This is a genomic window from Campylobacter concisus (genome assembly GCF_003048775.2).
Classification (GTDB): domain Bacteria; phylum Campylobacterota; class Campylobacteria; order Campylobacterales; family Campylobacteraceae; genus Campylobacter_A; species Campylobacter_A concisus_I.
Window position 1 is genome coordinate 552,640 of record NZ_CP049272.1, and the last position, 22,385, is coordinate 575,024.

General features: G+C 39.1%; 24 protein-coding genes, 1 tRNA gene and 1 pseudogene. 9 read left to right on the forward strand and 17 right to left on the reverse strand.

Features of this window, described 5'->3' with window-relative positions:
• Nucleotides 1–28: 28 nt before the first annotated feature.
• From CVT17_RS02720 to tupB, 4 genes are all read right to left on the reverse strand, one after another.
• Nucleotides 29–205, reverse strand: coding sequence for a twin-arginine translocation signal domain-containing protein (locus CVT17_RS02720; RefSeq protein WP_084040950.1), 177 nt, complete (start codon nucleotides 203–205; stop codon nucleotides 29–31).
• Nucleotides 192–917, reverse strand: coding sequence for a TorD/DmsD family molecular chaperone (locus tag CVT17_RS02725; protein WP_107769660.1), 726 nt, complete (start codon nucleotides 915–917; stop codon nucleotides 192–194). The genes CVT17_RS02720 and CVT17_RS02725 overlap by 14 nt, the downstream gene beginning before the upstream one ends.
• 300 nt (nucleotides 918–1,217) lie before the next feature.
• Nucleotides 1,218–2,171 (reverse strand): tungstate ABC transporter ATP-binding protein TupC, encoded by a 954-nt coding sequence (tupC, locus tag CVT17_RS02730; protein ID WP_107769659.1) that lies wholly within the window; start codon nucleotides 2,169–2,171, stop codon nucleotides 1,218–1,220.
• A 93-nt stretch (nucleotides 2,172–2,264) separates the two neighbouring features.
• Complete coding sequence (tupB, locus tag CVT17_RS02735) at nucleotides 2,265–2,957, reverse strand: tungstate ABC transporter permease TupB (protein WP_107769658.1); 693 nt, start codon at nucleotides 2,955–2,957, stop codon at nucleotides 2,265–2,267.
• Between the two features lie 72 nt (nucleotides 2,958–3,029).
• Here tupB and tupA point away from each other — a divergent pair, with 72 nt between their 5' ends.
• Nucleotides 3,030–3,848 carry a tungstate ABC transporter substrate-binding protein TupA gene (tupA, locus tag CVT17_RS02740; protein WP_084108635.1) on the forward strand — a complete coding sequence of 273 codons (819 nt, stop codon included), beginning with the start codon at nucleotides 3,030–3,032 and terminating at the stop codon, nucleotides 3,846–3,848.
• A gap of 100 nt (nucleotides 3,849–3,948) precedes the next feature.
• Here the strand turns inward: tupA and CVT17_RS02745 are convergent, their stop codons facing one another.
• The 7 genes from CVT17_RS02745 to CVT17_RS02775 form a co-directional block, all read right to left on the reverse strand.
• Nucleotides 3,949–5,130, reverse strand: a complete 1,182-nt coding sequence (locus tag CVT17_RS02745; protein WP_107769657.1) for a hypothetical protein — start codon at nucleotides 5,128–5,130, stop codon at nucleotides 3,949–3,951.
• A 70-nt stretch (nucleotides 5,131–5,200) separates the two neighbouring features.
• Nucleotides 5,201–6,529: an aminotransferase class V-fold PLP-dependent enzyme gene (locus CVT17_RS02750; RefSeq protein WP_107769656.1), complete on the reverse strand. Its 1,329-nt coding sequence runs from the start codon at nucleotides 6,527–6,529 to the stop codon at nucleotides 5,201–5,203.
• A 183-nt stretch (nucleotides 6,530–6,712) separates the two neighbouring features.
• A complete protein-coding gene (locus CVT17_RS02755) occupies nucleotides 6,713–6,901 on the reverse strand; it encodes a sodium-dependent tyrosine transporter (protein WP_107769655.1) in 189 nt (62 codons plus the stop codon).
• Nucleotides 6,892–7,683, reverse strand: a complete 792-nt coding sequence (locus CVT17_RS02760; protein ID WP_107769654.1) for a winged helix-turn-helix domain-containing protein — start codon at nucleotides 7,681–7,683, stop codon at nucleotides 6,892–6,894. The genes CVT17_RS02755 and CVT17_RS02760 overlap by 10 nt, the downstream gene beginning before the upstream one ends.
• Nucleotides 7,676–8,458, reverse strand: a complete 783-nt coding sequence (fdhD, locus tag CVT17_RS02765) for a formate dehydrogenase accessory sulfurtransferase FdhD (protein ID WP_103600472.1) — start codon at nucleotides 8,456–8,458, stop codon at nucleotides 7,676–7,678. The genes CVT17_RS02760 and fdhD overlap by 8 nt, the downstream gene beginning before the upstream one ends.
• 1,146 nt (nucleotides 8,459–9,604) lie before the next feature.
• The gene (locus CVT17_RS02770) at nucleotides 9,605–9,877 is read right to left on the reverse strand and encodes a helix-turn-helix domain-containing protein (RefSeq protein WP_087576737.1); all 273 of its coding nucleotides are present in this window, start codon (nucleotides 9,875–9,877) and stop codon (nucleotides 9,605–9,607) included.
• Complete coding sequence (locus CVT17_RS02775; protein WP_107769653.1) at nucleotides 9,864–10,058, reverse strand: type II toxin-antitoxin system RelE/ParE family toxin; 195 nt, start codon at nucleotides 10,056–10,058, stop codon at nucleotides 9,864–9,866. The genes CVT17_RS02770 and CVT17_RS02775 overlap by 14 nt, the downstream gene beginning before the upstream one ends.
• On the opposite strand from CVT17_RS02775, the gene CVT17_RS02780 reads away from it, so the two are divergent.
• On the forward strand, nucleotides 9,994–10,560 hold the full coding sequence (locus CVT17_RS02780) for a hypothetical protein (RefSeq protein WP_230853335.1): 567 nt from the start codon (nucleotides 9,994–9,996) through the stop codon (nucleotides 10,558–10,560). The genes CVT17_RS02775 and CVT17_RS02780 overlap by 65 nt on opposite strands.
• Nucleotides 10,550–11,208: pseudogene (locus CVT17_RS02785) on the forward strand (M48 family metallopeptidase). The gene CVT17_RS02780 and the pseudogene CVT17_RS02785 overlap by 11 nt, the downstream one beginning before the upstream one ends.
• 111 nt (nucleotides 11,209–11,319) lie before the next feature.
• Here CVT17_RS02785 and CVT17_RS02790 read toward each other — a convergent pair.
• The 6 genes from CVT17_RS02790 to aspS form a co-directional block, all read right to left on the reverse strand.
• Nucleotides 11,320–11,396, reverse strand: a tRNA-Ile gene (locus tag CVT17_RS02790).
• Between the two features lie 125 nt (nucleotides 11,397–11,521).
• On the reverse strand, nucleotides 11,522–12,040 hold the full coding sequence (gene ppa, locus CVT17_RS02795) for an inorganic diphosphatase (protein ID WP_072594769.1): 519 nt from the start codon (nucleotides 12,038–12,040) through the stop codon (nucleotides 11,522–11,524).
• Between the two features lie 70 nt (nucleotides 12,041–12,110).
• Nucleotides 12,111–12,446 carry a NirD/YgiW/YdeI family stress tolerance protein gene (locus CVT17_RS02800; protein WP_107769652.1) on the reverse strand — a complete coding sequence of 112 codons (336 nt, stop codon included), beginning with the start codon at nucleotides 12,444–12,446 and terminating at the stop codon, nucleotides 12,111–12,113.
• Nucleotides 12,447–12,519: 73 nt separating this feature from the next.
• The gene (locus CVT17_RS02805; protein ID WP_107769651.1) at nucleotides 12,520–12,984 is read right to left on the reverse strand and encodes a hypothetical protein; all 465 of its coding nucleotides are present in this window, start codon (nucleotides 12,982–12,984) and stop codon (nucleotides 12,520–12,522) included.
• A gap of 86 nt (nucleotides 12,985–13,070) precedes the next feature.
• Nucleotides 13,071–13,640, reverse strand: coding sequence for an adenylate kinase (locus CVT17_RS02810; RefSeq protein WP_107770042.1), 570 nt, complete (start codon nucleotides 13,638–13,640; stop codon nucleotides 13,071–13,073).
• A 254-nt stretch (nucleotides 13,641–13,894) separates the two neighbouring features.
• On the reverse strand, nucleotides 13,895–15,652 hold the full coding sequence (gene aspS / locus CVT17_RS02815) for an aspartate--tRNA ligase (protein ID WP_103604775.1): 1,758 nt from the start codon (nucleotides 15,650–15,652) through the stop codon (nucleotides 13,895–13,897).
• 92 nt (nucleotides 15,653–15,744) lie between these two features.
• Here aspS and CVT17_RS02820 point away from each other — a divergent pair, with 92 nt between their 5' ends.
• From CVT17_RS02820 to CVT17_RS02845, 6 genes are all read left to right on the forward strand, one after another.
• On the forward strand, nucleotides 15,745–16,620 hold the full coding sequence (locus CVT17_RS02820; protein WP_107770041.1) for an NAD(+) kinase: 876 nt from the start codon (nucleotides 15,745–15,747) through the stop codon (nucleotides 16,618–16,620).
• On the forward strand, nucleotides 16,613–18,133 hold the full coding sequence (locus CVT17_RS02825; RefSeq protein ID WP_196373577.1) for an AAA family ATPase: 1,521 nt from the start codon (nucleotides 16,613–16,615) through the stop codon (nucleotides 18,131–18,133). Before CVT17_RS02820 ends, CVT17_RS02825 begins: the two co-directional genes overlap by 8 nt.
• 88 nt (nucleotides 18,134–18,221) lie before the next feature.
• The gene (locus CVT17_RS02830) at nucleotides 18,222–19,478 is read left to right on the forward strand and encodes a GGDEF domain-containing response regulator (RefSeq protein WP_107858604.1); all 1,257 of its coding nucleotides are present in this window, start codon (nucleotides 18,222–18,224) and stop codon (nucleotides 19,476–19,478) included.
• The gene (locus CVT17_RS02835; RefSeq protein ID WP_107858605.1) at nucleotides 19,475–20,260 is read left to right on the forward strand and encodes a TatD family hydrolase; all 786 of its coding nucleotides are present in this window, start codon (nucleotides 19,475–19,477) and stop codon (nucleotides 20,258–20,260) included. The genes CVT17_RS02830 and CVT17_RS02835 overlap by 4 nt, the downstream gene beginning before the upstream one ends.
• Before the next feature lie 64 nt (nucleotides 20,261–20,324).
• Entirely contained in the window at nucleotides 20,325–21,536 is a 1,212-nt protein-coding gene (locus CVT17_RS02840; protein WP_107858606.1) for a lytic transglycosylase domain-containing protein, read from the forward strand.
• Nucleotides 21,523–22,380 (forward strand): septal ring lytic transglycosylase RlpA family protein, encoded by an 858-nt coding sequence (locus CVT17_RS02845; protein ID WP_103648851.1) that lies wholly within the window; start codon nucleotides 21,523–21,525, stop codon nucleotides 22,378–22,380. The genes CVT17_RS02840 and CVT17_RS02845 overlap by 14 nt, the downstream gene beginning before the upstream one ends.
• Nucleotides 22,381–22,385 lie beyond the last annotated feature (5 nt).

Below are 22,385 nucleotides of genomic sequence, written 5' to 3' on the forward strand. Positions count from 1 at the left end.
GACATATTCATCCTTTCTTAAATTTTATTTATTTCGCTTGTTCGTAGTATAGATCCCAGTTTTTGCTTCTTTTATAAAGCACTTCGGTCTTTTTGCTTTTACCGTATTTTAGGTTTGACGCCGCTGCCGTTGCTACTCCGGCCGTAGCCGCTGCCGCGCCGACTAGCCCCGCCTTTTTTAAAAATTCTCGCCTATTTTTTTGCATTTTCTTCCTCCATAGCTTTTATCTTTCTCACTCGGTTTTTTTGTCTTCTTATGGCCTCAGATCTTGAAACTCCGTCCAAAGTCTTTTTGTTTTTGCCTTGATTTATAGGACGCGGCGCGCTTAAAACTACGCGCTCAAACTCTATAAATCCTTGCAAAAGCACTGCGACGTCTTTATAAATTTCGCTGCTTTCGTGGTTAAAAAGATCATTTATAAACTCGTCGATGTTTTGGTTTATGATCTCTTTAAAAAGCTGCTCCTCAAGCTCGCCGTATAGCTCCAGCTCGCTCTCTCGCGCGATAAATTCGCTCATTAGCGCAAACACGAAACCCACGTTGTCTTCGTTTTCTTTAAATTTAGCCTCGTCGCGCCTAATGTCTGTGCGGGCTAAAATTTTACGCACTTTTGCGCAGGCGTGTCCGACCTCGTAGCCCTCGTCGTAGTAGGACAGCGAGTTTCTAAGCGGACTTGGCAGAGCGTGGAAAATTTCATCGAATTCATCCGCTAAATTTTGCGAATTTTTTTCATCGAATTTTACCTGAATGCGCATTATCGCGGCGGCCGATTCTTCGTTTAGAGCGTGCGCCGAGGCAAGGCCTAGCATCGCATTTACGCCGCTAAATCTATCAGCACCTTGGCTAAAAACGAAAAAACGCGAAAATAGCGAGTAGTAAAGCCCACGTCCCGCCGCAAATTCGCCCTTGCTAGTCATCGCCTTCCTTTATCATTTTTGTCTATTTTTTGAGATTTTTCTCGATTGTGAAACTATACTACTTTTTGGCTTATTTCTTATACTTAAAAAAAAATAAATCAAAAAAATTAATATATGCTTAAATATGCCTTAGTTGCATATTGCTTACGGCGAATTTTAGGAGATAAAATAAATATGAAATTTCAGCATATATATTGCATTTACGCTTCATTTTGATATTTACTTTTAACTAGGCTCTTTTAACGGGCGTTAAACGAGTCTAAATTTAAAATTTGAAGCAAAATTTGCAAAATTTGAGGCTCATTCAAGCCCCAAAAACGCTCCTTCGTCAAATTTAAAATAAATCCTCTCGCCGACATTAAAATTTTGCGAATTAGGCGCCAGGGTTTTTATCAAAAAGTCGCCGATTTTGATTTTTACCAAAAGATCTTTGCCAAGATAGAGCGAAACCGAGTGCAAGATGCCGCCTAAGTAGCCTTCTATCGGCGTTTTGCTTAGCGTTATTTTACTTGGATTTACGGCGATTTTTACGGCATTACGTAAATTTTGCGGCAAATTTACGTTCGCGTTTTCGTCAAATTTTAAAACCCCGCCATGCGCGTCAAAAATATTTTTGTACTCAAATTCGCACACGCGGCCCTTGTGTAAAAAGATGTTTTCTTCGGCGACCGCGCTTAGCCATTTGTCGTCGTGGCTAGCGATCACAAAGCCGCAGCCGTATCTTTGCCGCATATAAAGCACCGCCTTGCCGAAAAGCTTTGAGGTGCCCACGTCCACGCTATTTGTCGGCTCGTCGAGTAGATAAAGCCGCGATCTAAGCGCCAAATTTAACGCAAAGCTAACGCGCTGCGTCTGCCCCGAGCTTAGCTCAAAGTGGCGCTTGCTTAAAAAGCTCTCGTCAAGATCGACCAAATTTAACGCCTCGCTCGCTCGCTCGTCAAATTCTCCCAGTACTCCGCGGCTTTTTAAAACGGCTCTAAAATTTTCCCTCACGGAGCGTTTTAAAAGCGCGGGCTCTGGCAACAAAACGCTAACGTCGCGCAGTAAATTTAGACTCGGCGCGCTGCTTCCCCACAGCCGCACCTCGCCGCTAGTGGGCTTTTGTAAAAACGACATTACTCGCATTAGCGTGCTTTTGCCGCTACCGTTGCTGCCAGTTAGCGCGGTGATTTTGGTGACGTCGATATCAAGGCGCGGGATGTTTAAAATCTCGCTCGCGCCGTAGTTTAGGCGTAAATTTCTAACGTTTATCACTTTGCGCCTTTCTCGTTAAATTTACGAAAAGACTCAAGTTTGACGCGCCTAGCGCGCTTTTTGCGAGCGTAAATTTTTCAAATTTGTCAAATTTCATCGGTCAAGCCTTTTTAGCGCGTGTATCGCCAAATTTACGGCAAACGCGATAAAGATGAGCACCAAAGCCAGCGCGATACCCATGGCAAACTCGCCTTTGTTCGTCTCCAGCGATACTGCAGTCGTGATCGTGCGGGTAAAATATTTGATATTTCCGCCGATCATCATCGCCACGCCGACCTCGGCCACGATACGCCCGTACGCCGTCGCTACGACCACCATCAGAGCATACCTTAGCTCGTAAAGCACGCAGCCCACTAGCCTTAGCGGGCTCAGGCGTAAATTTAGGATGGTTAGATAGTGCTTTTTGTCCATATTTTCCACGACGCTAGCGCTTAGCGAGATGATGATAGGTAGTGCTAGCACAAACTGCCCCAGCATCACGGCCTTTAGCGTAAAAAGCAGCCCAAACTCGCCAAACGGGCCGTTTCGCGTGATAAACGCGTATAAAATAAGCCCGATCGCAACTGTCGGCATCGCAAGCGCCGTATCGCTAAGCAATCGTAATACTCGCCGTCCGCGAAAATCGTAAAATCCCAGCGTAAATCCAAGCGGAAAGCCGACTAAAATCGCAAAAAATATCGAGACGCTCGAAGTGTAAAGCGTCGCCCTGATCGCCGAATACGTCTCCTCGTCGCCGCTAAAAAGCAGCCTAAAGGCCTCCAAAAATCCGTTTAATAAAAAATCCAAATATTCTTTCTCCGCATATTTCTAAGGTTAATTTAATGTGCTATAATAGCATACTTTTAAAAAAGGAGAAAAATGAAAAAAGTAATATTAGGCTCGCTAATCGCGAGCGTTTTGGCGTTTGCGGGCGATAGCGAACTCATCATGGCTACCACCACCAGCACCGATAACACGGGGCTACTAGACGCGATCTACCCTGTGTATAAGGCAAAAACCGGCGTCGATATCAAATGGACCGCCGTAGGCACGGGCGCTGCTTTAAAACTTGGCGAAAACTGCGATGCGGACATACTTTTCGTGCATTCGCCAAAAGTTGAGAAAGAATTCGTAGAAAAAGGCTTTGGCGTCGAGAGAAAAGCCGTAATGTACAATGATTTCGTCGTTATCGCCGATAAATCTATCGCCGATAAATTTAAAGGCAAAGACATAAAAGAGAGCTTTGAGCTGATCAAAAAAGAGAATATCAAATTTTTCTCTCGCGGCGATAAATCAGGCACTGACAACAAAGAAAAAGGTATCTGGAAAAAAATCATCGGCGAAGTGCCTGAAAAAGACGGCTGGTATATGCAAACCGGCCAAGGCATGCTAGCTACCATCAACGCTGCAGCCGAGCAAAAGGGCGTGACGTTCACCGACCGCGGCACCTACATCAAGTACGAGGACACCAAAAAAGGCGCGCCTGAGATGGTCATCATCAACGAGGGCGACAACGACCTAAAGAACTTCTACTCGCTAATCGCGGTAAATCCGAAGCACTGCGCTAAGGCCGACATCGAAAACGCAAATAAATTTATAGAGTGGGCGACGAGCGAAGAGGGTCAGAAATTTATCGGCGACTTTAAGCTGCTAGATAAGCCGCTTTTCACGCCTGACGCGAATACTCGCAAAAACTAATTTTATTTACGCGCAAATTTGAGTCGAATTTATGGCTTAAATTTGCGTGATTCGGGCGCGCTTTGCGCCCTTTTTTATAAATCAAAATCTATTTTACCTCTTATTCAAATTTAAACTCACCGACGTTATTTTTAAATATTTCAAAACACTTATTACTAACCACCTTGTCTTTAGTATATGCTTGATATAATTTTAGTAATTCTAAAGTCGTTATTATTAATATACCTTCACTTTTTGCATAGCTTATTTGATTGGCATGTATCGGCTCCCTTTTGCCAGGCTCTATGTCGCGTTGAGGGTTAACTATTAGCAGGCCTTTTACATTGCCAGGAGACTTGGTATCGTCTTCGGCTATTAAATCAGTTACATGTTTCTTGCACTGTGCTATATTGCTATTTTTGACGTTTGTATTTATTCCCTTTATCTCTACCATAAAGTTAACATCTTCAAATTCGAATCTAAAATCTTCTTTTTTCACATCTGTAAAATGACTGTCTTTTTGCTTGAAAATATCTACTAAAATTTCCTTCACTACACCAACTAGCTCATCTCCTGTTGAATATAGGATTGATTTAAATCTATTATTTTTAGATATTTCTTTTTCTAATACATCAAGTTGTTTTAATATTTCATCTTTTTCACTCAAATAACTTATATTACTAAAATGCTCTATATTGTTTATCCATTCCGGAGCTACAGACTTCTGATATTTAGACAATATAAAATAAAGAACCGCGCGAGCCGCATTATTGTCTTTTATGTCTAGTGTTGTTATATATACGCCATTAATCTCCAATATAACATTTTTTCCGCCGTTTGATTTTTTTAACGATCTGTGTATAGACTCATCAAAAACAAAATCAGATAAGAATGTGTAATCATCTATTTTAGTTACACTTCTTTCATATCTGATAGTTGGAAAATTACGTATCATTGGCGATAAAGAATCCGGAAAATATTGGATTATACTAGATATTTTTATATTGGAAATACTTATTGTCCAGCCATCGCCACCAATTTCTTCTGTTGTTATATTTTGTGGCATTATTATCAAAGTATTACTTTTTTTAGTTTCCTTAAGTATTTCTGATAATAAGCTAGCAAATCCTTTAATGTCCAAACATATACTTTTCCTTTTATCAGATTTCCAGAGCTTACCATCATTAAAATCTATTATATTAAAGTCAAATTCATCAAAACTTCTCGGCTCGCTTATTTTGCTTATACAAAAACTTTCATCTCTCAAAAAGCAAGTGCGTTTAGTTAGTATTTGAATCTTCATTTTATACTCCAAATAGTTTATATAATTTGTATAAATTCCAATTTTTATATATTAAATTTTATTTTTTTGCTTAGAAAATTTTCCCGCCGAACATCTCGTACATCGCCTTTTCCTCGCCCCAAAGATCGCGGTGCTTTTTGATACAGGATTTTATCGCACCCACGAGATATAGCACGTCTTGCTCGGCGTGCGTGTAGTGCAGGCTCACGCGCACGAAGCCGGGCTTGGTTTCTGGCATGCAACCCTCCTTGATACCAAGCAGATCGTGAGCGTACGGGCCGGCACACATCACGCCCGCGCGCGTCTGGATACCAAAGTCATTGCTAAGGCTTGCGGCAAAATCATATGCCGAAACGCCGCGCACGTTAAAGGAAATTATCGGCAGTCGTGGCGCGCCCTTTGGAGCGTAGTTTATGACCTCGTCTATGCTTGCTAGCTCGCTCTCAAAAAGACGCGCAAGCTCGTCCTCGGCGCTTTTTATCCTCTCAAAACCTACCTCGTTTCGCAGCGCGTAGGCTAAATTTGCTCGCATTAGCCCGATGATAGGCGGCGTACCGCCTTCTTCTAACTGCTCGGGGTTTTTCAAAAATACGTGTCCTTCGCGGCTAGCGTAGGCGACCGTCCCGCCTGCGGCAAACGTCGGCACGTCGCTGTTAAGCAGCTCCTTTTTGATCGCCAAAAGCCCGCAGCTAGCAGGCCCTCCTAGTAACTTATGCGGCGAGAGGAAAATCGCGTCGAAATAGTCGCAATCTAAATTCGCGTGCGAGCTCAGCGCCGCGCAGTCAAAGGCCACGATACCGCCCGCGGTCCTGATTAGTTTGCTGATTTTTTTATAATCGCTGATGACGCCCGTTACGTTTGAGGCGGCGCTAAACGAGCCGATGATGCGGCGTCCCGCGTTAATCTTCAAGATGCGCTCGAGTGCTAGCATATCTATCTCGTCGGACTCGCTAAGCGGCACTCGCAGGTAGTCGCAAAGCCCCTCGCGGAAGCTAAGCTCGTTTGAGTGGTGTTCGTACGGCGAAACGAGCACGAGCGGAGGCTGCGCGGCGCGTAAATTTGCCTCGCCGATCGCGCTTCTGGTTGCAGGCGGCAGGTAGATGCCAAGCAGCTCCTGAAATTTCTTGATCGCTGCCGTCGCACCCTGCCCACAGGCGATGAGATAAAACCGCTCGTCAAGGCCTAGCAGCTTTTTTAGGCTCTCGCGCGCACCCTCGTAGCGCCGCTGCGTGATGATGGCGCTCGAGCTACTGTCGGAGTGTGTGTTGGCGTAGGTTTTGAGAACATCTGCTATCTCGCGCTCTACGGGCTCATAAGCAAGCCCGGAAGCCGCGAAATCAAAATAATGCACGCCCGGTTTTAGGATGATATTTTTTCTTATTTCGTCTAAATTTGCCATTTTTTACTCTTTAAATTTGATACAGTAATTATAGTAAATTTTCGCAAATTTCGGGCTTTTGCTGTAGAAATGATTTAGTAAATTTGGAGGTTAAATTTGAACAAGCTAAATTTAACCGCAAAGCGGCAAATTTAACTTGATAAAGCACAGAAGCGCGAGCCACAGAGGCTCACGACCATTTTATTATTTGTTTATAAAATTTTTCTCTAGCCACTCGATGGCTTTTGCCTCGGTTTCGAAGCGTCCGCTTTTAGCGACCTGATTTTGCCCCTCGTAGAAGCGAATCCTGATACCGTCTTGGACGCTATCTACCTTTATTCTAGTGATCTTGTCTTTGTTTAGATAGACCCTATTGTTTAGTTTTACGTACATTTTTTCTCCCTTAAATTGATTTTTTTATCTTTTTTGTCGTCTTTAGTTGCGTCATTTTTTTCGCCGTCTTTTTTCAAGAACAACTCCTTAAAGCGCTTATCCGCAAAATCCTCGATGTCGTTTTGAAGCTGCCTATAGGCGTTTATGAGCTCATGCGCGCGCTCGTTTAGCGTCGTACCGGCATTTTCGCCGCCGCCTTGTCTAGTCGTAAAAAGCTCCTCTTTTAGATTTTTTTGCAAAATTTGCAGATGAGTCCAGCATTTTTTATAGTTCATTCTTAGGATTTCGGCGGCCTTTGAGATCGAGCCGACCTCGGCGATGACGTCTAGGACTTCGGTTTTGCCCTTACCGAATATCAGCTCGCCCTCGTCGTTTTCTATCCAAGTTTTGGTTTTTACTCTCATCTTTTTTCCTTTCTTCTCCTTAAAACACCTCAGCTGGCAGTATTTTACGTCGATTTTATAGTCTTTTAGCGTAGAGCGGATCGTCTTTAGCCCCACGCTCGCAGCTGCGTCTCTAGCGTCTTTGCACAGTATCCTGCCCTTTTCGTCGGTCATCTGTTTTAGCTGCGTCATCACGGTATATTTGCCGCGTCCGTTTTCCAGCCCGCCAAACTGCCCTAGCTCGCAGTTGTCTATCTTTACGCCCATTTTTTCAGCCTCGTCGCTAACCTCGCCGATCTCTACGCCTAGCTTTGCGGCGATCTTAAACGCCGCGCCGCAGTCTAGCCTGCCCTTTGGATTTAACAGTTTTGTTATCAGTTCGCGGATTTGCTCACTCATAGATTCTCTCTGCGCCGCTATACACGTTTATGTTTTCGCCGCGAGCAAAGCCGCACAGCGTTAGGTTAAATTTACGCGCTATCACGACGCCAAGACTAGTCGGAGCCGTACGCGAGACGAGCACTGGGATGCCGTGCATGACGGCTTTTGCGACCATTTCGGAGCTGAGCCTGCCGCTCACCATCAAAAACGAATTTTGCAGCTGCGCGCCGGCTAGTATAGCTTTGCCGACGGCTTTGTCTATGGTGTTATGCTGAGCGATATCCTCGCCGATGTAAAACTGCTCTCCGTTCACGAAAAGCTTAGCCGTATGCACGCAGCCCGTCATCTCGTAAAGCTCGCACTGCGTGTAAAACTGCCCCATCTGGCGCAAAATTTCGTCTTTGTTAAATTTGACGTCGGCCTTTATGGAGCGCGCCGCCATAGCCCCCGGGTCGATATTTGCCGTCGAGCTGCGTCCGCAGCCGCTGATTATCACCTTTTCCTCGTCAAACTGCTCGAGGCGCTTTTCGTTGATTTTAGCCTTTACCCGCACGCTTAAAGCGTCGCTTGAAAGCTCTATGCTCTCGATATCCTCAGGGCTTGCGATCAAATTTTCGCTGATTAGGTAGCCAGCAGCTAGAGCCTCCTGATCGGTCGGAGTCGCCATGAGCGCGCCGAAACGCTTGCCGTTTATGTAGATCTCAAGCTTGATCTCGCGCACCAAAATATCATCAACGGCGCTTTTTTGCGCGCCTTTAAATTTGGTGATTTGGGTCGTAAAAATAGGTTGCATGATTTTCCTTAATTTTTGCGAAATGATAGCTTGAAAATCTAAATTTAAGATTTGATTGTAGTGAATTATTGCTTAAATCAAGCAAAAACTTAAACGTATTTTAGCGCGTTTTTATCGGTATCTGATGATGATTTGTATATGCGAATTTAGCATATATCTTAAGATATTTTTGACCACGATTTTATCATTATCTATTATTTGCATAAGAAATGAAGGAATAATAAAAAATAGCATAAGGCTAGAACGAGATCGCACATAACTTGCCGCATATGTAGGTTAAATCTTGAAAAATCATAAATATAATTTGCGGCCTGACGTAAGACCGAGAAGGAAATTTATATTATAGAGTCGAGTCAAAAAACTAATTTTGTCAAGCCGTATTTTACTGTTATATAGCCCGTGCATGACTCAAACACGCCGACCGTATATAAAAAGCCCTTAATTATATTCATTAAGGGCTTTTTATATGAAAACTTAGACATTTTGCCGATGAAAAATCATTTTCGAGCGATAAAGTTTCGTCTAAGTTTTTATATTTTTCTTTTGCCTAGACAAAAAAAATATCGGCCGTCTGCCAAGACCTTACAGCAAACTCATTTGAGTTTGCTAAGGCTAAGTAAGTATTAACATATTATCAACATATTGTCCTATGTAGAGGTTATTTATTCTTGATGTTTTGATAAATGATATTAAGTTCTAAAACTGTACGATGGAATTAGAAACTGTTATTTTTTATTAAGTTAAAGTAAATTTGGTTTATATGGAAATTTACTTTTGTTTTTTTATTTGGTATTTTAGCACAAATTTTAAAAATTGAGATTTTGTTGGTTTTTATATAGCATAAATAAAGATTAAAGTAGAGATTGTTTTTTGAGCAAGAAATAAAAATCAAAAAGAAGAGTATTTTTGTGTGGGATTAAGATTATTTAATAAAACAAGCATCGTTATAATATAGCCGTATTTATTTTTGTAGACGTATTAAAAATCTCGATTTTATCGTGTTAAAAATATATTTATACCATAACGATCTTATTTTTTCCAAATTACTAACAGTCGTATTTGCAAAAAAGCCCCGATTTGATAATCAACAAAGCTTAATATTTTCTTCTGTATTGACTTGAGTATTTGCTAGATAATTAATCTCACTCAAACTATCGCCACTCTTTTACCGCAAGCTTTTATGTAGTTAAAGAATGTTTTATACTTGATATTATACGCTCCGCTTTCTATCCTAGCTACGGCTGATTGGGTTATGCCCATCCTTTTAGCTACCTCGCTTTGAGTTAGCCCGGCTTCGCTTCTGGCGTCTATTAAAGCTTCTATGGCTTTATATTCGTCCTCTAACGCATCGTATTGCGCTTTAAATTCCGGATTTTTTAGCTCTTCTTTTAAAACTTCTCTAAAATTAACGGTTCCCATCTTTAAACTCCCTTAATCTTTGTTCCGCCAAATTTAGTATGCTTTTTGGCGTTTTTTGCGTTTTTTTGACAAAAGTTAGCAGGATTATTATCCTTTTGCCGATTTCATAACAATATATGCTTTTAGCTATACCTTCATCCGACTTTATACGTATCTCAAATAGTCCGTCATTTACGATCATTAGCGCCGTAAGCGCGGTGGTAAAAGAGAAAATGAACTCAAATCCAGCCTTTTATAAATCAATAGCGCAGCAGATACAAGATATCATTGACGAGTATAAAGCAAAAAGGCTAAGTGAGGAAGAAAAACTTGCCAAAGCAAAACTACTAAAAGACCTAATAACTGGCGCTTTAAAGCCAAATGAAGACAGGTATCCAAAAGAATTTAATGGTAAGAAAATTTTATTTACCATTTATGATAATTTGCTTGACATTTTGGCAGATGTGGAGCTTATGGATGTTGAAACGGTCGCTAAAAATTTGAGCATGAAATTTTATGAAATTTACGAAGAGTCCTCAAAAAAACCAGAATGGCACAAAAATAAAGACGTAGAAAATGAGATAACAAGCGCTATGGAAGACGCTCTTTGGGAGATAGAGGACGAATATGACGTTTCTATCGATGAGAAGGAGAAAATTTACCAAACTATCCGTGGAATAGGGATAAGCTTTTATGTCAAATGAGGTGAAAATCATCAAAAAAGAGGTGAAAAATATCACCTTAAAAGTTAGACCAAATGGCGAAGTGATCCTAACGGCGCCAAAAGCCGCAAGCGATGAGCATATAAAATTTATCATAAAAAAAAGAGCTAAATGGATAGTGCAAAAGCGCGCGTTTTTTTCTCGTTTAAGACGAGTAAAAAAGAATATGTAAGCGGCGAGGACTTTAAATATCTTGGGCGAAGTTATCGGCTAAAAGTGGTGCAGTCTAAAGAGGAGCGCGTAAAGCTTCAATGTGGCTATCTTGAGCTCTTTGTGAAAGATAAAAGCGACCTAGAGCGAAAAGAAAATTTAGTCTATGAGTGGTATCATGAAAAGGCGACGTTATATTTTTTTACTATCTTGCAAAAATTTAACAAGATAGTAAAACAAGATATCAAAAGCGTAAAAATAAGGCAGATGAAGACGAGATGGGGGAGTTGCAATCCTTATAAATCATATATAAATTTAAACATAGAACTCATCAAAAAACCAAAATCGTGCATCGAGTACGTCGTATTTCACGAGCTCGCTCACCTGCTGTATCCAAATCACTCAAAGAAATTTTATAACTATCTAACGCTTTATATGCCTGATTGGCAAAAACGCAAGGAAATTTTAGAAATAGTTTAGAAAATTTGGCTTAAATTTTGGACTATTAAACATTTTTGTATTTTAAAAATATTTTAAGATCTAAGGAAAAGTGATGAAAAATTTTTGATTTTTTAGTGTTGATAAAGTAGGTGGTGGGTTCACCAGGACTCGAACCTGGGACCATCCGGTTATGAGCCGGATGCTCTAACCAACTGAGCTATGAACCCGCAGTTAAAAGAAAATCGTATTATACAAGAAAAAGCTTATCTAAATATAAAAAATAGCCTTTTTTATGCAGCGTATAAAACTAGCAAATTTAAAAAGAGAAAAGCCCTAAAATAGGGCTTATAAATTATTTATAATTTTTTATCGCAGCGTCTAAAATCTCTTTTGCAGCATTTGCATCTTTAAATTCTTTCACCTTAACCCATTTGTTTGGCTCAAGAATTTTATAAGTTTCAAAGAAATTTTTGATCTTATTTAGCGTTGCAACTGGTAAGTCTTCGTAGCTTTTTATCGCTTCATATCTTGGATCGATCTTTGTAACTGGCACAGCCAAAAGCTTCTCGTCCATGCCTGCTTCATCTTCCATCACCAAAACGCCTATTAAGCGGCAAGGGATGACGCTGCCAGCTTGGAGTGGATACTCATTTAGTACCAAAATATCAGCTGGATCACCATCAGCCGCAAGTGTATTTGGCACAAAGCCGTAGTTTGCTGGATAAAACATTGCTGAGTAAAGCACACGATCGACTACGACTGCACCGCTATCTTTGTCGATCTCGTATTTGATATTTGAGCCATAAGGTATTTCGATTACGGCATTGATTTTGTCTGGGTTTGAGCCAGCTTTGATCTTTGAAACGTCCATATATTCGTCCTTTTTATTAGAAATTTTCGTGATTTTAGTATTTTTTGTATTAAATATGCGTAAAATTTAACTACTTTATAACCTCTATGCTATCGACATCGATCTCTGTTTTCATAAGGTCTTTATCCACTTCGCCTCTTATTCTTAAAGGTGTATCTTCGTTGGCTGTTATGTTACCCCATTTTTTGTTATCGATCTCAATAATAATGACATCACCATTTTTATCGATAAATTCATATTTGTCTGATTTTATATGCGATTTTATTTTGCCCTCAAGTACGACTTTAGCGTCGTCTTTTAGTTTCAAAGCCTCTTTTACGCTTATCACTTCACTTGAGTATTTTGATGTGAAGCCCCCAGCCATTGCGATGCTAGCAGCTAGTGAAGCGATTATGATTTTTTTCATTTTTATCCTTTTAGAATTTGTTGTAAAAATTTAAAAGGATATTACATTTTTGATGTTAATGAAAAGTAAGTTTTTACATAAAGTCTTTTGTAACAATGTTATAGATATTTTTAGCGGTGATAGGCAGTGCTCTATCTGCGTTACCGCCAAGAAAGCCATATCTGATCTCGACCGTAACATTAAATTTAGCTACCTCTTTGCCACTTTGATCGACTAAATTTACGACTGCGAGAGTCTCAGGTTTGCCAGCACCACCTATGCCTAGAGTTAAGTGTCTAAGGATTCTAACTCCATTTTTTGTTCTTTGTATATCGCATTTTATGATTAGATCATCGCCGTACTGGTCTCTCTTTTTTAAAAAGGCGTTTATGTATTTTTCTAGCTTTTTATCAAGCTCGGTTTCTCCGCAAACCGCTTTAGCGCTACTGTACTTATACGTGGTGTCTTTTTCAACCATCTCTATATGCTTTTTGGCACATCCTGTAAAAGCAAAAATGGTTATGATCGCAAGTAGTATCGTAAATTTAAATTTATGCATAATTTCATCTTTTGTTTATATTTTTTAAAAATAAGCTTAGGATTGTAGATTGGACCCTTGCACCTTTTGATGCAAGGTCTGTAAATTTATAAAAGTTTAGCTAGTAAATTTTTAATATCAGCTACGATCTCGTCTATACCGCGTTCACCGTTTACTACATGAAGTAGTTCTTTTTTGCTGTAAAATTCACGGATAGGTACGATCGGATCAAGATATACTTTCATGCGGTTGTTAAATACTTCGTTGTTGTCATCAGCGCCTCTTGCACGGCCGAGCACTCTAGCTCTTGCTACTTCCTCACTCACGTCAACTTCAATTACGCCTTTTAGAGAAATTTCATCTTGCTCGCTTAAGACCTTGTCAAGCTCAGTCATTTGCTCAACGCTTCTTGGGTAGCCGTCGATTATGATGTTTGATTTATTTGAGCTTTTGATAGCTGATACGATCGCATTTACGACGACGTCAAGTGGAACTAAATTTCCTTTTGAGATAAAGCCGTCTATAAGTTTGCCAAGCTCGCTACCACTTGCGACTTCAGCTCTTAAAAGATCGCCAGTTGAAAAGTGTGCAAATTTCTCATCTTGCTGTGCGATGATTGATGCGTCTGTTGTTTTGCCGGAGCCTGGAGCGCCTATGATTAAAAATAAATTCTTCATTTTTTCCCTTTTATTGCCTTTATCTTTTGAGCGCTTTTTGCGGAGCTAGTAAAATTTAGCTTGATGAACTAAGCGTTCTATCTGCGCAAAATTTTACGTCGCAACCACAAAAATCATCTCAAAATACTTAGACAAGTTTTAATTTAATTAGCCGCCAAGTCGGAGGCATCTTTTTTATAAATTTAAATTTAGGACGAGAATTTGTCTAAGAAAAATATCTAAAGACAAAATTCCATCTCTTTTAAAGGCAAATTTTAAGCCTTTTGTTCTTTTTCTCTTATCCTTAGTCCTAGCTCCCTAAGCTGTTCGTTGCTAGCGTGGCTTGGTGCCTTTGTTAGTGGGCACTGAGCACGTTGTGTTTTAGGGAAGGCTATGACGTCACGGATCGAGCTTGCTTTATTTACAAGCATATTTAGCCTATCAAAGCCGATCGCGATACCACCATGTGGAGGTGCACCAAATGTCAAGGCATCAAGCAAGAAGCCAAATTTCTCACGCTGCTCCTCTTCATCTATGCCAAGAAGTTTAAATACTTTTTGTTGGATATCGTTCTTGTGAATTCTTATACTTCCGCCGCCAAGCTCAAAGCCGTTTAGAACAACGTCGTGAGCGATAGAGAGGATATCCTCAAGATCAGGCTCGTCTATATTTTTTGGCATAGTAAATGGATGGTGCATCGCAGAGTAGCTGCCATCGTCATTTTGCTCAAACATTGGGAAGTCAAGCACCCACAAAAACTCAAGTTTGTCTTGATCAATGATACCCATTTGTTCAGCTAGGAAAATTCTAAATCTTCCCATATAATCAAGCACGATTTTTTTCTTGCCAGCACCAAAAAATACTACGTCACCAACTTTTAGCTCACATCTTGATATGATCTCGTCAAGATCGCTTTGCTCGAAAAATTTACAAAGTGGGCCTTTTAGTCCTTCTTCTTTCATTTGGAAGTAGCCAAGACCTTGCGCGCCAAATTTACGTACAAATTCCTCAAATCTATTCATTTCGCGCTTGCTAAAGATGTTGTCGCCATTTGGCACTTTTAGTGCTTTGATGCGGTTTTTCTTCTTATCTTTTGCAATTGAGCTAAAAATTTCATTGCTTGAGCGCTCGAAAATATCGATAACATCGATCATTTTTAGATCGTATCTAAGATCAGGCTTATCTGAGCCATAAGTCTCGGTCGCCTCTTTGTAGCTCATGCGTCTAAATGGCGTTTTGATATCGTATCCGCAGGCTTTAAATATATCTTTTAGCATCGTCTCAGCCATATTTATGATATCTTCTTGCTCGACAAAGCTCATTTCGATATCTATTTGAGTAAATTCTGGTTGGCGATCAGCCCTTAGATCTTCGTCGCGGAAACATTTTGCGATTTGGAAATATTTATCAAAGCCCGAGCACATCAAAAGCTGCTTAAATAGCTGTGGGCTTTGTGGGAGCGCATAAAATTGACCCGGATATACACGGCTTGGCACTAGGTAGTCTCTCGCTCCTTCTGGAGTTGCGCGTGTTAAAACCGGAGTTTCAAACTCGATAAAGCCCATTTTATCTAGGCTGTTTCTAGCTGCGATCGCAGCACGAGAACGCATTTTAAAGATATTTTGCAAGCGCTCGCTTCTAAGGTCTAAAAAGCGGTATTTTAGCCTAATGTCCTCATTTACGCTCTCATCGCCTATCATAAATGGTAGCGGCTCGCTTGGATTTTCGATGATTAGCTCACTTACTATTACTTCTATCTCGCCAGTTTTTAGCTTTGGATTGGTTAGTCCTTCGCCTCTAGCTCTTACTTTTCCTTTTGCTTTTAAGACATATTCATCTCTTACTTTTGCAGCCACGTCATGTGCTTCTTTGCTATCAGCTGGATCGCAAACTAATTGTATAAGCCCGCTAACATCTCTTAAATCGATGAAAACAACGCCGCCATGGTCTCTATATGTGTTTGCCCAGCCACAAAGTATTACTTCTTTGCCGATGTCAGCTTTGCTAAGATCGGTGCAATAATGACTTCGCATAAAATGCTCCTTTGCAATGTTTTTTAGGCAATTATAATCGCTTTTTTCTTTTGAAAAGCTTTGTTAAAATAAAATATGTTACAATCATTTACATGAAAAATGAACAAAAATTTAATACTTTTTGCACAAAAAAAGTAGGACTTATTGCCAAAGATTATCCATTATTTAGGCAAGATTTAGAAAAATTAGAAAAAATTTTAAAAAAGTATAACGCAGAAATTTTGCTTGAAAGAAATTGTGCTAAGCGTATAGAAAACAATGGTTTTGAGCTGATAAAATTAGCCAAAGAGTGCGAATTTTTAATCACTCTTGGCGGAGATGGTACGATCATTTCAACTTGTAGAAAGCTAGCTCACATTTCGCCGCTAGTCCTTGGCATACACGCTGGTAGACTTGGATTTCTAACTGACATAATGATTAATGAGAGTGAGAAATTTTTTAAAGACTTTTTTGATGGTAAATTTGAGGTTGAAATGCCTTTTATGCTTGACGTCGCGCTTCACAAAAATGATGGCAAAACCGAGCAAAAGATAGCATTTAACGATGCAGTCATCGTTAGTAAAAATGGCGGTTCGATGACACATATCGAGGCACTTTTAAATGAAAAATATTTTAATTCATATTTTGGAGACGGCGTTATAGTAGCGACACCTGCTGGAACAACGGCATATAACATGAGCGCAAATGGCCCTATTATCTATCCATTAAGCGAAGTTTTTACAGTAACTCCTATATGCTCGCACTCACTTACACAGCGTCCAGTCGTGCTTACGAAAAATCACACGGTTAAATTTAGAACAAATAGCGATGCGATTTTGGTACTTGACGGACAAGATAGGTTTGATATGAGTAAAATTTCAGCCGTCAGCATGAGTCTGAGCGATAAAAAAGCGAGGCTGATACGCCATATCGGCAGAGATTATTTTCAAATTTTAAAAGAGAAACTTCACTGGGGTTATAATGATTGATCGAATTTTGATTAAAGATTATCTAAATTTTAAAAATGTCGAGCTAAATTTCAAAGAGGGTCTTAGCGTATTTACGGGCGTTAGTGGCGCTGGCAAGTCGGTGCTGATGAGCGCGATAATGGCTGTTTTTGGGCTAAAAGATAGCGAAGCAAGGCTGATAGAAGCTGACGTGGAGCATAAATTTGAACTTGATGAGTTTGGCATAGAAAACGAAGAAGTCAATCTTTTCAAACTTTTAAAAGATAAGAGCACGAGGTATTTTATAAATCAACAAGCCATCTCAAAGAAAAATTTAGCCCAAGTGGCGCGCGAGCATATCAAATATCTCTCTGCAAAAGAGGCAAACGAATTTGAAAATGAGAAATTTCTAAATTTGCTTGATAGGCTGGAAATTTCAAAAAATGAGAATTTTAAAGAGATAAAACAAGAATTTGAAGAGGCGTTTTTAGAATTTTCTAAAATTTCAAAAGAGCTAGCCACTATAAAAGAGGAAGAGAAAAAGGTCGAGGAGCTAAAGGAGCTTGCTAGCTTTGAGATCGAGAAGATAAGAAGCGTGGGGCCTAAAAAAGGCGAGTTTGAAGAGCTTATGGAGACTAAGAAAAGGCTTAGCAAAAAGGATAAGATAAATGAGGCGTGGGCTAGAGCTGATCGGATATTTGAGCTAGAGCATAGCGTAAATGAGGCGCTAAGTATCAGTGACCTTGATAATGGCTTTTTTGAAGATGCGATGAATGAGCTAAGAGTCGCAAGAGATAGCCTAAATATGGAGGAGCTTGACGATATCGACGTGGAAAGCGTGCTTGATAGAATAGAAGCTCTTAATGCCATCATCAGAAGATATGGCAGCGAGGAAGAGGCATTAGAAGCGCTTGATAAAAAGGAAAAAGAGCTTGCCAGATATGAAAATTTAAGCTTTGAAAAGAGCGAGCTAGAGAAGAAATTTGAAATTTTAAGCAAAAAGGCAAATGAGCTGGCTGGAATTCTAAGCAGAGCAAGGGTTGCAAATTTAAAAGAGCTTGAGACGATGATAAATTTATACCTAAAAGAGCTTTATATGCCAGATATTACACTAAAAATAGAAGAAAAAAGACTTGATATTTTAGGGCTTGATGAGGTTTGTTTAAATTTAAACGAGACCTCACTTAAAAATTTAAGTTCAGGCGAGCTAAACCGCCTAAGGCTGGCTTTTATAGCCGCATCTAGCGAGATCACAAAAACGGGCGGTGATGTCATCATACTTGATGAAATAGATGCAAATTTAAGTGGAAAAGAGGCGATGAGTATCGCAAATGTCTTACTTAAGCTTGCAAATTTTTATCAAATTTTTGCCATTTCACATCAGCCGCAGCTTAGCTCAAAGGCAAATTCGCACTTTTTAGTAGAGCGTCACGGCGAAAGCTCAGTCGTAAGAGAGCTTGACAAAGAGGAGCGTGTAAATGAGCTTGCGCGTATGATAAGCGGTGAGCATATAAGCGAAGAAGCAATAAATTTTGCTAAAGGGCTTTTAAAGTAGCTTAATTTAAATTATTAATTTAAGCTTTGTAAATAAATTTATTTGATAAAATCGCCACTAATTTGATAAAAATTTTTGTAGGAATAATATGGAAAGAATCCTTGTAGTTGATGATAATAAGGCGTTAGCAAAGCTGATTGTTATGCAAATGGAAAAGACTATTGATGATATGACAATTGATGTAGCATACAGTTTTGCCGAGGCTAAGACGTTAATTAGCGAGCATGACAAAGATTATTTTATGACTATTTTGGATTTAAATTTACCAGATGCTCCAAATGGTGAAATTGTTGATTATGCACTTTCCAAAGGGCTTTCAGCTATCGTTTTAACAGGTAGCATCGACGATGAAACAAGGCAAAATTTTATAAATAAAGATATTGTGGATTATGTTTATAAAGGAAATATGGACGATATCAACTATATTTTCCAAATGATAAATAGACTGAGCAAAAATAGGCAATACAAGGTTTTGGTTGTTGAAGACTCGCTTCCTTTTAGAAATATGATAAAAAAGATATTAACTAGCCTTCAGTTTAAGGTTTTGGCCGCAGCTCACGGCGAAGAGGCGATGAACTATTTTGTGGATAATCCTGATATAAATCTTATAATAACTGATTATAGAATGCCGGTAAAAGATGGCCTTGAAGTTTTAAAAGAGGTTAGAAAAGAAAAAGATAAAAATAGTCTTGGCGTAATCGTTATGACATCTCCTAGCGAAAAGACTGACGCGTCGATATTTTTAAAAAATGGTGCGAGCGATTTTATAGCAAAACCATTTTCAAAAGAAGAGCTAATATGCCGTGTTAATAATACGATCGAAGCTATGGAAAATATAAACAAGATAGCAAATTTTGCAAATCGCGACTTCTTAACCGGAGTTTATAATAGAAGATTTTTTTATTCTGACGTAGAAGAGTATGTTCAAGTAGCTGAAGAGGCTAATGAGCCTTACGCTTTTGCAATGATTGATATTGATTATTTCAAAAAGATAAATGATAAATATGGTCACGATGGCGGAGATAAGGTACTAAAATCAATCGCAAAAATTTTAAATGATAATACAAAAGGAAGTGATATAGTTGCTAGATTTGGCGGCGAAGAATTTTGCGTTGTCCTTAAAAAGATAAATAAAGAAGAAGCTGTTAAATTTTTTGTAAATTTACGAGCCAAAGTGGCTGAAAATAAAGTAACTATAAAAAAGGAAAAAGTAAAAGTTACTATATCAATAGGCGTATCTTTTGGCAATGGGCATTGCGAGATAGACGATATGCTTGAGGCTTGCGATTCAGCACTTTACATCGCAAAAGAAAATGGTAGAAACAGAGTAGAAATAGCTTTATGATTATAGATACGCATTGTCATTTGGATAGTAAAGTTTATGATCCTGACCTTGATAAAATTTTAGATGAAGCTAGAAATTTAGGGCTAAAGGGCTTTATTATCCCGGGAGCTGATATCAATGATTTACCAAAAGCGGCTAAAATAGCGCGTGAAAATTCTGACATTTTCTTTGCCGCTGGAGTTCATCCATATGATAAAGAGAGTTTTAGCATTGAAATTTTAAGAAATTTTGCTAAAGATGAAAAGTGTGTGGCGATTGGTGAATGTGGTCTTGACTACTTTCGCTTGCCAAAAGATGAAAGTGAAAAGATAAAAGAAAAAGAGGATCAAAAACGTATTTTTTTAGCTCAACTTGATTTAGCTGTTGAGTTAAAAAAACCCGTTATTCTTCACATTAGGGAGGCTAATGAGGACTCTTTTAACATCTTAAAAGAGTATGCACCAAAGCTTGAAGCTGGAGCGATTTTGCACTGTTATAATGCTTCGCCACTTCTTTTAGAGCTTTGTAAATTTGGGAATTTTTATTTTGGTATAGGTGGTGTTTTAACATTTAAAAATGCTAAAAATTTAGTCGAAATTTTGCCAAAAATCCCATTTGATAGGATAGTTATTGAAACTGACGCTCCTTATCTCACGCCAGAACCAAATCGTGGTAAGAGAAATGAGCCGGCGTTTACGACATTTGTTGCTAAAAAGATAGCTGAAATTTTAAACCTTGAGTTTGAAGTTGTTTGTGAAAAAACTTCAAATAATGCCAAAAGGTTGTTTAAGTGCTTTGCTTAAATTTTGAGCGTTGCACTTGTTTAAGATGCTAGCATCTTAAGTTTTGACACGAAAAAGGATAGAAATGAAAGCAATGCTTAAAATATTTTTAATGTTTGCATGTAGTACCTTGCTACTAGCAAATACACCTGAAAAAAGCTCATACGACACTCAGGTAAAAATTTTAAAAGAGCTGGACATTGATGCTAGCTTTATGAAGACTTCTCACTATGCAAAGATGAGACAAGGTATCAAACAATCACAACTTGAAACATTTACAGAAGCTCTAAAAAATGGTTATATGTATATACCAATGGTAAAAGAGCAGATCAAAAAATCAGGCGTACCTGAGTCATTCTTTTATCTAGCTATGATAGAATCAGGCTTTTCAAATCACACAGTCTCAAACGCAAAAGCTACTGGTATGTGGCAGTTTATGGAGCAAACGGCTAGACTGCATGGCCTAAAGGTAGGACAGTATGTCGATGAGAGAAAAGATCCAGTAGAGTCTACTATCGCAGCAACAAATTATCTAAAGTCGCTTAAAAATCAATTTGGCAAATGGTATCTAGCAGCTATGGCCTATAACTGCGGCGATGGAGCCTTAAAAAGAGCTATACAAAAAGCTGGTACAGATGACCTTGTAACGCTTCTTGATGCTGAGAAAAAATACCTTCCAGCCGAAACTAGAAATTTTGTTATTAAAATTTTAAGAGCAGCATATACCGCAAAAGACGCGGACTTCTTGATGTCTAAAGATTCATCTTTATTAAATATAAATGGAGGACTAAAGCTTGTAAAAGTAAAAGTTCCAGGCGGTACAAATTTAGCTCAAATAGGCGATAGTATCGGCCTTAGTACAAAAAAGATGAAAAACAACAATCCACATTTAAAATTTGTATTTACTCCACCAACTCTAAAGGATTATTATGTTTATATCCCTGAAAATAAAAAGCAGCTTTTTGCAGAAAATTTCAAGCCATTTAATGGTAAAAATAATTTTTATGCCTACGTTGTAAAAAGGGGCGAAACATTACTTTCTATCTCTAAAAAAACAGGTGTTAGCCATAGAGCGATCAAAGACTACAACGAGCTTAGCACAAATGCCGTAAGCTATAATCAAAAACTAATTATTCCATTTTCCGCACAAAATAAATCTCAAAACTATATAGTCCAAACTGGTGATACGATAGCTTCTTTATCTAAGAAATTTAATGTGAGCGAAAAAGATTTAAAAGATGCAAATTCTTTTGCTAGTTCAAATTTAAATGTTGGAGCAAATATTGTCATACCATAAGAGCCTAAAATTTTATATAGGACTAAGTTTTACTCTTCTAGTTACTGGTTGCTCTTGGAGCGGGGCACCATTTACACCAAGTGGCCCAACTAATGTAAAGGGCAACAATTCAGCTTCTATCCAAAAAGCAACAATGAGGCCTTACACGATAAATGGCAAAACATACTACCCAACCGTTGTAAGCGTTGGTGATAAGGCAAGTGGCACAGCAAGCTGGTATGGTCCAAATTTTCATGGTAAAACAACCTCAAACGGCGAAATTTATAATATGTACAACATGACTGCAGCACACAAAACTTTGCCGATGAATACGATCCTTAAGGTAACAAATTTAAGAAATCAAAAAAGCGTCATTGTTCGCGTAAATGATCGTGGACCTTTTGTGGCTGATAGAGTTTTAGACCTTTCAAAGGCGGCTGCAACTAAACTTGATATTATCGGTACAGGCACAGCTCCAGTCAGTATGGAAGTCATAGGCTTTAATGAAGATATAAATGCTGTTGCAAGCATTAACACTCAAGCAAAACCGACAAGCACTGGCATAAAAGTGCCAAATCCAGTCTCTCCGACAGCTCCAACTGGAGGCATTATTATTTCGTCAGAGCAACGAGTCGTAGGTGGAGATTTTATGGTGCAAATTGGCTCATTTAAAAACCTTGAGGGCGCAAACAGATATCAAAGAGAGCATCAAAGCATAGATGGTTACAAGTCGGTAGTTAGGACATTTACTATAGATGGCTCGACCATTTATAGAGTATTTTTAAATGGGTTTAGAAGTGAGGACGAGGCCAGGGATTATGCAAGAAGCGGTAAATTCCAAGGTGCATTTATAGTAAGAGGTTAGGGCGT